We start from the raw sequence: 12,821 nt of genomic DNA, 5'->3' as shown, positions 1-12,821 counted from the left end.
ACTCTATCGGTAACGGCCCCGTCGGCCCGTCAGGCAGGACCGCCCGTCACCACGCACAGGGTCCGCGAGTAGATCGTCGGCATGCATTTGTTGCAGTGCGTGCACAGCGACTTCACCGAATGCGCGTCGCCGTCGGCCTGAATGCGATTGAGCAGGTCAGGTTCGGCCAGCAACGCCCGGCCCATCGCCACGAACTCGAAACCCTCGGCCATCGCGCGGTCCATGCTCTCGCGGTTGGTGATGCCGCCGAGCAGGATCAGCGGCATGGTCAGCTCTTTGCGGAACTGCTCGGCGTCGCGCAGCAGGTAGGTCTCCCGGTAGGGGTATTCCCGCATGAACTTCTTGCCGGTCATCCGCATGCCCCAGTTCAGCGGCCATTTCTGCGCCGCGGCGAACTCCTTGACCGGGGCGTCGCCGCGGAACAGGTACATCGGGTTGAGCAGCGAGCTGCCCGCGGTGAGTTCGATCGCGTCCAGGCCGCCGTCTTCCTCCAGCCACTTGGCGGTCTGCAGCGACTCCTCGATCTGGATCGAGCCGCGCACTCCGTCGGCCATGTTGAGCTTCGCGGTCACCGCGATAGGGGCCGGGCCCAGCCGCTCGACCTCGCGGCGTACGGCCATCACGATGCCGCGGGCCACCTTGGCGCGGTTTTCCAGCGACCCGCCGAACTCGTCGGAGCGCCGGTTGATCATCGGAGAGAGGAACGAGCTGGCCAGATAGTTGTGGCCGAGGTGGATCTCGACGGCGTCGAAGCCGGAGTCGATGGCGAACCGGGCCGCCGAGGCGTGCGCGGCGATCACGTTGTTGATGTCGTCGCGGGTGGCGTGCTTGGCGAACTTCATCGACAGCGGGTTGAAGAACCGGACCGGGGCCAGCGCGGTCGCCTTGTTGGAGCGGGCATTCGCGACCGGGCCCGCGTGACCGATCTGCGCGCTGATCGCCGCACCCTCGGCGTGCACGGCGTCGGCGAGCCGGCGCAGGCCGGGCACCGCTTCCGGACGCATCCAGATCTGCCCGCCGTTGGTTCGCCCGCCCTGGCTCACCGCGGTGTAGGCGACGGTCGTCATGCCGACACCACCGGCGGCGATCGCCCGGTGGAACGCGATCAGGTCGTCGGACACCACGTCGTCGGGGGTTCGCGCCTCGAAGGTGGCCGACTTGATGGTCCGGTTGCGCAGAGTGATGGGGCCGAGTTTGGCCGGGCTGAACACATCGGGCGCGTTGTTCATAACCGCAGCTGACCACGCTCTGAACAGTGCTGTCAACGATCGCGTTCGGTCAATGGAACAATACGGTCGTGGTCGCTATCAGCCTGGACGGCAAGCTCACCCGTGACGAGATCTTCGTCGATCTCAAAGACCGTGTGGCGGCGCTGACCGCCGCCGGACGTACCCCGGGACTGGGCACCGTCCTGGTCGGCGACGACCCCGGTTCGCACGCGTACGTCAAAGGGAAGCACTCCGATTGCGCGAAGGTCGGGATCACCTCGATCCGCCGGGATCTGCCCGCCGATGTGAGCCAGGCGCAGCTCGACGACACCCTCGACGAGCTCAACGCCAACCCCGAATGCACCGGCTACATCGTGCAGCTGCCGCTGCCGCGCCACCTCGACGAGAACGCCGCGCTCGAACGGGTCGACCCGGACAAGGACGCCGACGGCCTGCACCCGACCAACCTGGGCCGCCTGGTGCTCGGTAAGGCGGCGCCGTTGCCCTGCACGCCGCGGGGCATCGTGCATCTGCTGCGCCGCTTCGACGTGCCGATCGCCGGTGCGCACGTGGTGGTCATCGGCCGTGGTGTGACGGTCGGTCGCCCGCTGGGCCTGCTGCTCACCCGTCGTAGCGAGAACGCGACAGTGACGTTGTGCCACACCGGGACGCGTGATCTGCCCGAGCTGACTCGGCAGGCCGACATCATCGTCGCCGCCGTCGGTGTTCCGCACATGCTGACCGCCGACATGGTGAAGCCCGGCGCGGCCGTGGTCGACGTGGGTGTCAGCCGGGTCGAGGGCAAGCTCACCGGCGACGTGCACCCCGATGTCTGGGAGGTCGCCGGCCAGGTGTCGCCCAATCCCGGCGGCGTGGGCCCGCTGACCCGGGCATTTCTGCTGACCAACGTCGTCGAACTGGCCGAAGCGGCCCAGTGACGGCTCGCGCGAAGCGCCGACTGCCGACCGGCGCGGAGGCGGTCGACTTCGTCAGGCGTGTGGTGCGCTCCCAGTGGCCGATCCTCGGTGTCGGGCTGATCTTCGTGGTCGCCTTCGTGCTGGTGGCGGCCGGATTCTGGCGCCGGGGCTCGCTACTGATCGGCATCGCGGTGGGGGTGGCCGCGGCGCTGCGGTTGGTGCTCACCGAGGAGCGTGCGGGCCTGCTGGTGGTGCGGTCGCGGGGCGTCGACTTCGCGACGATGACCACGGTCTGCGTGATCATGGTGTACGTGGCCTCGACGATCGATCCGCTGGGGACGTCATAGAGATAATTGCCTGACGGGCAATCTTGCACGGTATGCAACTTTGTGGGTATCGTGGCGGCGTGACCGAGGGACTGCGTGAACGCAAAAAGGCCGACACCCGCAGAGCGCTCAGTGACGCCGCGCTGCATCTGGTGTTCGAGCGCGGGCTGGACAACGTCACCCGCGAGGCCATCGCGGAGCGCGCCGGGGTATCCCTGCGCACGTTCAACAATTACTTCGCAGGCAAATACGAGGCGATCGCCTACCGTCAGATCGAACGAATGCGCCGCAGTCTCACTGTCTTTCGGTCATGGCCGGCGGACGAGCCGCTGTGGACGGCGATCGCCGAGTCGGTGCTCGAGCCGATGCTCGCCGAGATGGGCGAGGACTTCGCGCCGACGCGTGCGCAGCTGGATCAGCTCGTCGAATTGACCATGGCCAACGAGGTGCGTAATGCGTTGGCCGACAACCTGATGGCCGAATGGATCGAGGCGATCGCCGAGCGGACCGGAACCGACCCGGTGCGCGACATGTACCCCCGCCTCGTGGCCGCCAGCGTCCGCGCCGTCGCCGAAGCCGCCATGGACACCTACATCGCCGCCGACCCGCCCGTTCCGATCGTCGGCCTGATGCGCCGCGGCTTCGCCGATGTCGTTGCAGGCCTTCCTGAACCGAAGAGGACATCGTCATGACCCAGAACCACGAAGTCGTCATCTCCGGCGCCGGGCCCAACGGCCTGATGCTGGCCTGTGAGCTGGCCCTGGCCGGGATCACCCCGGTCGTCCTCGACGCGCTGCCCGCTGCCAGCGACGAGCCCAAGGCCAACGGCCTTGTCGGACAGGTGGTCCGGATACTCGACATGCGGGGCCTCTATTCGGCGTTCACCGGTGAGGACAGGCCGCAGGCCTTGCCTGGATGGATGTTCTCCGGGATGCAGCTGGCCTATCCCGACCCGTCCACCAGTCCGATGTACGCGATGATGATGCCGCAGCCCCGGCTGGTCCGGCTGCTGGAGAAGCGTGCCCGCGACCTCGGTGTGGATCTGCGATGGGGACACGAATTGACCGGGCTCCAGCCGGCCGAGGACGGTGTCGCGCTGACTGTCGCCACCCCCGACGGTGTCTACGAGCTGAGCGCCGGTTACCTCGTGGGAGCCGACGGTGGCCGAAGTCTGGTGCGCAAGAGCGTCGGCATCGACTTCCCCGGCACCACGTCCGAGACTGTCGCACGGCTGGCCCAGGTGGAGGTGCCCGACGAGCTTCGCGCATCAGATGGTGGCTTGAACATCCCCGGGGTGGGGCACATCCCGTTCGGGCACAACAGGTTCGACAGAGGCATGGTGTTGGCCGGCAGCATGCAGCCGGGTGTGCTGCTGGTCGGAACCCGGGAGGAAGGCCGCGCCGACGAGGACGGTCCGCTGACACTCGGCGAACTGCGCGCCAGCCTTCAGCGGATCCTGGGCGTCGATGTGCCGCTGGAGGAGCCACGCGGTCCTGGCCCGCACGCGAAGCGCCGGATCGACGGCCAGAACACCAGGCAGGCCGAGCATTACCGGGCCGGACGGGTATTGCTGCTCGGCGATGCCGCCCACGTGCACTCGGCGATGGGTGGTCCCGGGCTGAACCTCGGCCTGCAGGACGCGGTGAACCTCGGCTGGAAACTGGCCGCCGACGTCAACGGCTGGGCACCGGCCGGACTGCTCGACACCTATGAAACCGAGCGCCATCCGGTGGGTCGCCGGGTCATGATGCATTCGATGGCCCAGAGCGCATTGATGGCGTCGGGACCCGAAGTGGCCGAACTGCGTGCGCTTTTCACCGAACTGATCGCCATCCCCGAGGTCACCCAGCACCTGGGCCGACTGCTCGCCGGCTCGGACGTGCGCTACGACGTCGGTGACGACCATTCGCTGTCCGGCTACCTCGTGCCGGACCTGACGCTCGACGACGGGCGGCCGGTGGCGGGCCTGCTGCACAACGCCAGGCCGGTGCTGCTGGATCTGTGCGGTGGTGTCGCCGCCGCGGCCGCGCAGGGGTGGACGGATCGCCTGGACACCGTCGTCGCGCGACTCGCAGGCGGTCCCGCCGCGCTACTCATCCGTCCGGACGGCTACGTGGCTTGGGCCGCAGACGATTTCGAGGAGGTCGACGCCCAGAATCTGCAGTCCGCGCTATCCCGCTGGTTCGGGGGTCACGGCCGGCCCGACGATCTGCGCAACTTCTCTTGATACATGGATCGGTCACATCGCGAGAGTAGATCTGACGCAGTGTCGCTAGGTTCGTCGGACGTCACCAGTCCAATGCTCACCGTGATGCGGCAGGGGCACCCGTCAAGCGCGCCAAGTTCGCTGATACGCATGCGAATTCGTTCGGCTGCAGCGCGCGCTTGCGTTGAACTCGTGTCCACCAGGCCGATACAGAATTCGTCGCCACCGAGTCGCGCAGGGAAGTCGTCAGGCTGAACTGCCGTCTGGATGATATCGCCGATCGCCGTGAGGACGTCGTCCCCGGCGGGATGCCCGAATGTGTCGTTCACCGATTTGAAGTTGTTGATGTCGAGCATGAGCAGACTCAATACTGCGCCGCCGTCTCGTGCGCGGCGCAGTTCGGCTTCCAGGCGGTTGATGAACCCACGCCGATTCAGCAGTGAGGTCAACGGATCGGTCTGTCCCAGAACTTCCAACTGCTGCTGGAGCGATTTGAGTTCGGTGATGTCGCGTGCGGTGTTGAGGACCGTGTGGATCTTGCCGTCCGGGCCGTATTCCGGGACTGTCCGGAACAGAAAATGGCGTGTCCCGTGCGGCCCGAGAAAGGTGAATTCCTGCTCTACGGTCTCCCCGGCCTCGAATGCCCTGCGATACGCGGACTGCCAGAGTTCGATCAAGTGCGGTGGCATGCCGAGCTCGTGATGGTCTTTGCCGATGTAGTCCTGCACCCCGATCAGTGGTGTAACTGACTCAATGGCCGGATTGACATACAGATGACGGAAGTTGCGGTCATATCGCGAGACGATGTCGGGCAACTTCTCCACGATGGAGAAGAACGTCTCGTTATACCGCTGGAGTCGGCTTGTCACCCGCAGGATCGCCAGGCATAGATTCGGGTTCCCGTTCACACTTGTCACGACGCACTGCCATGCGGGATCGCTCTCTCCATCCACGATGATCGGATCCGGCCCGGCCGCAGCGGAGCACGCTGCGGCGAGTCTGTCGAGCACCACATTCTCGTCGAGGTTCAGTGCATCCCGAATGGCAACGAATTTCGGTGTGCGCGATTGGACCTCGGCACTGCCCTGATCCAGTCGGCACACGAATGCGGGCACCCCCGCCAAGGCGAGGATGCCCAACCATTCGTTGGCAACCTCCACCGCACCACTTTAACGGCGCTCGCCGCCGAACTTGACCCGATACATCACGCTGTCTACGCGAGCGAGCAGATCAAGCACGTTCACATCCTGCTCCTCGGCCGCCACCACCCCGACACTTGCGTTCACCGCGAGCTTGCCGACGGAGTCGAGCGAAATCTCGCTGACCCGCCGGCCGATCCGTTCCGCGACGGCCTGCGCGGGACCCAAGCCAGTGTCGATGAGTGCGGCACAGAACTCGTCGCCACCCAACCGCGCCACCAAGTCGGTTGCTCGGGTTTCCTCGACCAGGATCTGGCTGACGGCTTCCAGCACGCGGTCACCGGCCAAGTGGCCGAACTGATCGTTGATCGACTTGAAATTGTCGAGGTCGAGCATGAGGACCGCGAGTTCCTGCCGCCCACCACGAACCCGCTCCAATGCCTCCGTGAGTTGCTCGGCGAAACTCCGCCGATTCAGCAGAGAGGTTAGTGGATCGGTATGGGCCAGCTGCTCCAGTTCGTGCTGGAGACGTTTGACCTGGGTGATGTCGCGCACCACCGACAGGATCGAGTTGACCCGTCCGCTGTTGTCGAACTCGGGTGCTGCTCGGCCCAGGTAATGACGGAGGCCTTCGGGACCGTCGTAGTCGAACTCGATCTCCACTGGCTGGCCGGTTTCGAGCACCTGCTGATAGGCGCCTACGAACTCGCGGGTGACCTCGCGTGGTGCACCGGTATCGGCGTAGGTCTTGCCAAAGCGTGTTTCGGCGGGAATACCCGTAACGCGACTGATCGCCGGATTGGCGTACAGGCAGCGGAAGTCGCGGCTGTACCGGGTCACCACGTCCGGCAAGTTCTCGACGAGGGTGAAGAAGGCGTTGTTGACCAACTGGATTTCCTCGGGCCAACGCAGAATCACCAGGTAGTCGCAGGGGCCGTCATCGACGGCTCGGACGACACATCGCCATCCCGGCGATTGCTGCTCTGAGATCACAAACGGTGCGTCGCCGACGACCGCCGGCCAGGCACTGTGCAACCGCGCGAGCAGGCTTGGTTCGTCCAGTCGCCCACTGAGGACCTGCATGACACCCACGAATTCCGGTGTGCGCCTGACGATCGACAAGCCGTCCGGTGTCCGGCAAACATGGAATGCGGGCACGCCGGCAGTCGCCAACAGGGAAAGCCACTCCCTCGCCGACTCCATGCTGTCGAACTCTAAACGTTCAGGCCGACAGCGTCGCCCGCATGCCCACGGTGATGTAGGGCAGCGCCAGGCCGGTCGAGTTCGCCAGTGCCGGATGCGTTGTCAGCAACTCGCGAACCTCGTCGAGGGTCTGGGTGCGGACGTCCGCCGGTGACGTGATGCAGTAGCTGCGTGACGCCACCAGGTCGATCAGTGCCTGCGGCGTCAGGTAACTCGTCCACTCGACGCGATGATGCTCGACGCCGACGAACGGCTCGGGCACGGTGGTGGTCTCGTTGACTTGGGCGTTCTCGTGGCCGATGATGCGGCCGAGGTCCTTGACCCAGCCCAGGCGTTCGTCGCGGGCGTTCCACACCAACCCGAGCCGCCCGCCCGGCCGCAGCACCCGGGCCACTTCGGCGACGGCCTGCTCCGGGTCGAACCAATGCCAGGCCTGTGCAACCAGTACCGCATCAACACTGTTGTCCGGCAACGGGATCTGCTCGGCAGTGCCCAGCAACGCGGGGGTGTCGGGCAGCGCCGAGCTGAGCAGCTCCAGCATCTCGGCCAACGGATCGACGGCCACCACATCCAGGCCGCGCTCGACGAGGCGGGTGGTCAGCTTGCCGGTACCGGCACCCAGGTCCAGCACATCGCGCGCACCGGCCGGCAGCAGCCAGTCGATGGCCTCCGGCGGATACGACGGGCGGCCGCGCTCGTAGGCGGCGGCCTCGGACCCGAAGGACAGGGAGCGTTCGCGCTGCGACCCGGTCACGGCGTGCGGCGACTTCTGCCGTCGGCCAGGTCGAGGGTCTGGCGGATGAGTTCGCCCACCGCGTCGGTCTCGACGAGGAAGCCGTCGTGCCCGTAGATCGATTCGACGACGTTGAGCCCCGCACAGTTCGGCAGCAATCCGGCCAGCTCCTGCTGCAGCCGCAGCGGGTAGAGCCGGTCGGAGGTGATCCCGCCGACCACGGTCGGCACCGGGCACGAGCCCAGCGCAGCCGCCACGCCACCGCGTCCGCGCCCGACGTCGTGGTTGGACAGCGTCTCGGTCAGCGTGACGTAGCTGCCCGCGTCGAACCGGTTGACCAGCTTCGCGCCCTGGTATTCCAGGTAGCTCTGCACGGCGTACCGGCCGCCGGTCAGGGTGTCCTCGTCGTCCTGGGCGGCATTGCCGAACCGGTTGTCCAGCTCCACCTCACCGCGGTAGGTGAGGTGGGCGAACCGGCGGGCCAGCTGCAGCCCGACGTCGGGGTGGCGGCCGGTGCCGTGATAGTCCCCGCCCTGCCAGTTCGGATCGGCCTTGATCGCCGCGATCTGCGTGCTCTGCGTGCCGATCTGGTCGGCGGTCGCCCGGGCCCCGACGGCCAGCACCAGCGCCGCCCGCACCCGGTCGGGATAGCCGACCATCCATTCCAGCGCCCTGGCACCGCCCATCGAGCCGCCCACCAGAGCCGCGACTTCGGTGATGCCGAGTGCTTCCAGCGCCGCCACGTCGGCATTGACCTGGTCCCGCACGGTGATGATCGGGAATCGCGAACCCCAGGGTTTGCCGTCACGGGCCAGCGAGCTGGGCCCCGTCGAGCCGCGGCAGCCGCCCAGGACATTGGTGGCCACCGCGCACCAGCGGGTGGTGTCGATCGGGGCGCCGGGGCCCGCGACACCGTCCCACCAGCCGGGCGTGGGGTGTCCCGGACCGGCAGGCCCGGTCAGGTGCGAGTCGCCGGTCAGCGCATGCAGCGCGACGACGACGTTGTCACGGTCGGGGGAAAGCTCGCCCCAGCGCTGCACGGCGATCGACACATGGTCGAGCACCTCGCCGCTTTCCAGCGTCAGCGGGCCGATGTCGACGACGCCGATCTCGCCTTCGGCCGGCAGGGTCACGATGCGCTCGTCGCTGATGGTCATGTCAGGCTCACTCAATGGGCCGCCACGGCCCGCGGGTCCGAGGCATCCGCCGACACGGACTTGGCGGCGGCGAAGCCGCGCTCCAGGTCGGCCAGGATGTCGTCGATGCCCTCGAGGCCGACGGCAAGTCGGACCAGACCCGGGGTGACGCCGGTGGCCAACTGCTCCTCGGCGGACAGCTGCTGGTGAGTGGTCGACGCCGGGTGGATCACCAGGGAACGCACATCGCCGATGTTGGCGACGTGGCTGTGCAGCGTGAGTGCGTTGACGAACGCCTTTCCGGCCTCGACGCCGCCGGCCAGCTCGAAGGCCAGCACCGCGCCGGTCCCCTTGGGTGCCAACTTCTTTGCGCGCTCGTACCACGGTGAGGTCGGCAGGCCGGCGTAGTTGACCGACACCACGTCGGAGTGCCCGGCCAGGTATTCGGCCACCTTCAGTGCGTTGGACACGTGGCGTTCGATCCGCAGGCTGAGCGTCTCCAGGCCCTGCGCGATCAGGAAGGCGTTGAACGGTGACCCCGCCGAGCCGAGGTCACGCAGCAGCTGAACGCGCGCCTTGAGTGCGTAGGCGGGCGGGCCGAGTTCGGCGAACACCACGCCGTGATAGCTGGGATCCGGAGTGGTGAAGCCGGGGAACTTACCGCTTGCGGTCCAGTCGAACTTGCCGCTGTCGACGATCACCCCGGCGATGGCCGTGCCGTGGCCGCCGAGGTACTTGGTCGCCGAGTGCACGACGATGTCGGCGCCGTGGGCGATCGGCTGAATGAGGTAGGGCGTGGCGATGGTGTTGTCGACGATCAGCGGAACCCCGTTGTCGTGCGCCACCTTCGACACCGCCGGAATGTCGAGCACATCGATTTGTGGGTTGGAGATCGTCTCGCCGAAGAAGGCCTTGGTGTTCGGCCGGACCGCCGCCTGCCACGACTCCGGGTCGTCGGGGTCGGTCACGAACGTGGTTTCGATGCCCAACTTCGGCAGCGTGTAGTGCAGCAGGTTGTAGGTGCCGCCGTACAACCGCGGGCTGGACACGATGTGATCGCCGGCTTCGGCGATGTTCAGGATCGCGAACGTCTCCGCCGCCTGCCCGGAGGACAGGAACAGCGCGGCCACGCCACCTTCGAGGGCGGCGATGCGCTGCTCGACGGTGTCCTGGGTCGGATTCATGATCCGGGTGTAGATGTTGCCCGGCTCGGCCAGCCCGAACAGCGCGGCGGCGTGGTCGGTGTTGTCGAAGGTGTACGACGTGGTGGCGTAGATCGGCAGTGCCCGGGCGTGCGTCACGGCGTCGGGGGTTTGGCCGGCGTGGATCTGCTTGGTCTCGAAGGACCACGACGCGGTCGGATCCTCGATATCTGACGTGCTCATATGAAAAACGAACCTCCATCTGTTCTGGGGGCCCGTTCTGAGCGGACCCGCGCTTGCCGTGCAGCTACCTGCAGCTGCTCAACCTGGTCTTCACCCGGAGCACCCCACCGCGGTTGGAGGGTTGCCGGCCAGCGAGCCGGGGCTTGACGCTGGCGCTCATGACCGAGTCAAAGCATAGCGGACCTTCGTAACGTGAGGCCAGCGGGATATCGGCGCCGTCGGGTACGACTGTGACGCAGACCTCTCAACAGATACGACGACGGCGGTCACGTAGGTTCAGAAGCGACGCGATACTGATAGCCGCCAACGCACCTGACTGACCGCCCGGGAGACAACAGCAATGAGCGCCGAGAACCCGACCATCATCTACACGCTGACTGATGAGGCGCCGCTGCTGGCGACGTATGCGTTCCTGCCGGTGTTGCGCACGTTCGTCGAGGCAGCCGGCATCGACGTCAAGACCAGCGACATCTCGGTGGCCGCGCGCATCCTCGCCGAGTTCAGCGACCGGCTGACCGACGAGCAGAAGGTGCCCGACAACCTGGCCGAACTCGGCGAGCTGACCCAGGACCCGAGCGCCAACATCATCAAGCTGCCCAACATCAGCGCCTCGGTACCGCAGCTGATCGCCGCCATCAAGGAACTCAAGTCCAAGGGCTACGACCTTCCCGACTTTCCGGGCGATCCGAAGACCGACGAGGAAAAAGAGATCCGCCAGCGCTACGGCAAGATCCTCGGCAGCGCAGTGAATCCGGTTCTGCGCGAAGGTAACTCAGACCGTCGTGCACCCAAGGCGGTCAAGGAATACGCCAAGAAGCACCCGCACAGCATGGGCCAGTGGTCGCAGGCCTCCCGCACCCACGTGGCGACCATGAAGACCGGTGACTTCTACCACGGTGAGAAGTCGATGACGCTGGACAAAGACCGCACCGTGAAGATGGTGTTGACGCCCAAGACCGGTGACCCGATCGTGCTCAAGCCCGAGGTCAAGCTCGACAACGGCGACGTCATCGACAGCATGTTCATGAGCAAGAAGGCGCTGATCGAGTTCTACGAGAAGGAGATCGAGGACGCCTACAAGACGGGCGTGATGTTCTCGCTGCACGTCAAGGCCACCATGATGAAGGTTTCGCACCCGATCGTGTTCGGCCACGCGGTGAAGGTCTTCTACAAGGACGCTTTCGCCAAGCACGGCAAGCTGTTCGACGAGCTCGGCGTCAACGTCAACAACGGGCTCTCCGACCTCTACGACAAGATCGAATCGCTGCCGGCCTCGCAGCGCGAGGAGATCATCGAAGACCTGCACAAGTGCCACGAGCACCGCCCGGAGCTGGCGATGGTCGACTCGGCCAAGGGCATCTCGAACTTCCACTCGCCGTCCGACGTGATCGTCGACGCCTCGATGCCCGCGATGATCCGGCTCGGCGGCAAGATGTACGGCGCCGACGGCCGCACCAAGGACACCAAGGCCGTCAACCCGGAGTCGACGTTCTCCCGGATGTACCAGGAGATGATCAACTTCTGTAAGACCCACGGCCAGTTCGATCCGACCACGATGGGCACCGTTCCCAACGTCGGTCTGATGGCGCAGAAGGCCGAGGAGTACGGCAGCCACGACAAGACCTTCGAGATCCCGGTCGACGGCGTCGCCGACATCGTCGACGTCGACACCGGCGAGGTGCTGCTGTCCTGGGACGTCGAAGAGGGCGACATCTGGCGGATGCCGATCGTCAAGGACGCGCCTATCCGCGACTGGGTCAAGCTGGCCGTCAACCGGGCCAGGCTGTCCGGCATGACCACGGTGTTCTGGCTCGATGACGAACGTCCGCACGAGAACGAGCTGCGCAAGAAGGTGAAGGCCTACCTCGCCGAAGAGGACACCGAGGGCCTCGACATCACGATCCTGCCGCAGGTGTGGGCCATGCGGTACACCCTCGAGCGGGTGATCCGCGGCCAGGACACCATCGCCGCGACGGGCAACATCCTGCGTGACTACCTCACCGACCTGTTTCCGATCCTGGAGCTGGGCACCAGCGCCAAGATGCTGTCGATCGTGCCGTTGATGGCCGGCGGCGGGCTGTACGAGACCGGTGCCGGTGGGTCGGCTCCCAAGCACGTCAGCCAGCTGGTGGAGGAGAACCACCTGCGCTGGGATTCGCTCGGCGAGTTCCTGGCGATCGGCGCCAGCCTCGAGGATCTGGGCAACAAGTTCGGCAACGCCAAGGCCAAGGTGCTGGCGACCACGCTGGACACCGCGGTCGGAGAGTTGTTGGACGCCAACAAGAATCCGTCGCGCAAGGCAGGCGAGCTGGACAACCGCGGTAGCCAGTTCTACCTCGCGCTGTACTGGGCGCAGGCACTTGCCGAGCAGAACGAGGACAAGGAACTGGCCGAGCATTTCGCGCCGCTCGCCAAGACCCTCGCCGAGAACGAGGACGCCATCATCGCTGAACTGGCCGAGGTGCAGGGGCAGGCCGTCGATATCGGCGGCTACTACTACCCGGACCGCGAGAAGACCGCCTCGGTGATGCGGCCTTCCAAGACCTTCAACTCCGCGCTCAGCTAGCC

11 protein-coding genes and 1 riboswitch are annotated in these 12,821 nt (G+C 66.2%); of the genes, 5 read left to right on the top strand and 6 right to left on the bottom strand.

Features of this window, described 5'->3' with window-relative positions:
• Nucleotides 1-29: 29 nt before the first annotated feature.
• Complete coding sequence (locus AB4879_RS18090; RefSeq protein ID WP_102809334.1) at nt 30-1,229, bottom strand: NADH:flavin oxidoreductase; 1,200 nt, start codon at nt 1,227-1,229, stop codon at nt 30-32.
• Between the two features lie 68 nt (nt 1,230-1,297).
• On the opposite strand from AB4879_RS18090, the gene AB4879_RS18085 reads away from it, so the two are divergent.
• From AB4879_RS18085 to AB4879_RS18070, 4 genes are read left to right on the top strand one after another with little or no spacing between them, the layout of a single operon-like run.
• The gene (locus AB4879_RS18085) at nt 1,298-2,146 is read left to right on the top strand and encodes a bifunctional methylenetetrahydrofolate dehydrogenase/methenyltetrahydrofolate cyclohydrolase (RefSeq protein ID WP_370508678.1); all 849 of its coding nucleotides are present in this window, start codon (nt 1,298-1,300) and stop codon (nt 2,144-2,146) included.
• Nucleotides 2,143-2,472, top strand: a complete 330-nt coding sequence (locus AB4879_RS18080) for a DUF3017 domain-containing protein (RefSeq protein ID WP_370508677.1) — start codon at nt 2,143-2,145, stop codon at nt 2,470-2,472. The genes AB4879_RS18085 and AB4879_RS18080 overlap by 4 nt, the downstream gene beginning before the upstream one ends.
• Nucleotides 2,473-2,531: 59 nt before the next feature.
• Nucleotides 2,532-3,143 carry a TetR/AcrR family transcriptional regulator gene (locus AB4879_RS18075; RefSeq protein ID WP_102809336.1) on the top strand — a complete coding sequence of 204 codons (612 nt, stop codon included), beginning with the start codon at nt 2,532-2,534 and terminating at the stop codon, nt 3,141-3,143.
• Entirely contained in the window at nt 3,140-4,678 is a 1,539-nt protein-coding gene (locus tag AB4879_RS18070) for an FAD-dependent monooxygenase (RefSeq protein WP_370508676.1), read from the top strand. The genes AB4879_RS18075 and AB4879_RS18070 overlap by 4 nt, the downstream gene beginning before the upstream one ends.
• Here the strand turns inward: AB4879_RS18070 and AB4879_RS18065 are convergent.
• From AB4879_RS18065 to AB4879_RS18045, 5 genes are read right to left on the bottom strand one after another with little or no spacing between them, the layout of a single operon-like run.
• Nucleotides 4,642-5,817: a GGDEF domain-containing protein gene (locus AB4879_RS18065; protein ID WP_370508675.1), complete on the bottom strand. Its 1,176-nt coding sequence runs from the start codon at nt 5,815-5,817 to the stop codon at nt 4,642-4,644. The genes AB4879_RS18070 and AB4879_RS18065 overlap by 37 nt on opposite strands.
• Nucleotides 5,818-5,826: 9 nt before the next feature.
• Nucleotides 5,827-6,999, bottom strand: coding sequence for a diguanylate cyclase (locus AB4879_RS18060; protein ID WP_370508674.1), 1,173 nt, complete (start codon nt 6,997-6,999; stop codon nt 5,827-5,829).
• A 19-nt stretch (nt 7,000-7,018) separates the two neighbouring features.
• Nucleotides 7,019-7,753 carry a class I SAM-dependent methyltransferase gene (locus AB4879_RS18055; RefSeq protein WP_102809722.1) on the bottom strand — a complete coding sequence of 245 codons (735 nt, stop codon included), beginning with the start codon at nt 7,751-7,753 and terminating at the stop codon, nt 7,019-7,021.
• On the bottom strand, nt 7,750-8,889 hold the full coding sequence (locus tag AB4879_RS18050; RefSeq protein WP_370508673.1) for a homoserine O-acetyltransferase: 1,140 nt from the start codon (nt 8,887-8,889) through the stop codon (nt 7,750-7,752). Before AB4879_RS18050 ends, AB4879_RS18055 begins: the two co-directional genes overlap by 4 nt.
• A gap of 11 nt (nt 8,890-8,900) precedes the next feature.
• Nucleotides 8,901-10,253, bottom strand: a complete 1,353-nt coding sequence (locus AB4879_RS18045; protein ID WP_370508672.1) for a bifunctional o-acetylhomoserine/o-acetylserine sulfhydrylase — start codon at nt 10,251-10,253, stop codon at nt 8,901-8,903.
• Nucleotides 10,254-10,297: 44 nt separating this feature from the next.
• Nucleotides 10,298-10,417, bottom strand: a riboswitch (SAM riboswitch).
• Between the two features lie 176 nt (nt 10,418-10,593).
• On the opposite strand from AB4879_RS18045, the gene AB4879_RS18040 reads away from it, so the two are divergent.
• A complete protein-coding gene (locus AB4879_RS18040; RefSeq protein WP_370508671.1) occupies nt 10,594-12,819 on the top strand; it encodes an NADP-dependent isocitrate dehydrogenase in 2,226 nt (741 codons plus the stop codon).
• Nucleotides 12,820-12,821: the final 2 nt, after the last annotated feature.

Origin of the sequence: Mycobacterium sp. SA01, assembly GCF_041287105.1 — a bacterium.
Lineage (GTDB): Bacteria > Actinomycetota > Actinomycetes > Mycobacteriales > Mycobacteriaceae > Mycobacterium.
The sequence above is the reverse complement of the archived record's forward strand: the minus strand, read 5'-3'. Positions and strand labels throughout refer to the sequence as shown.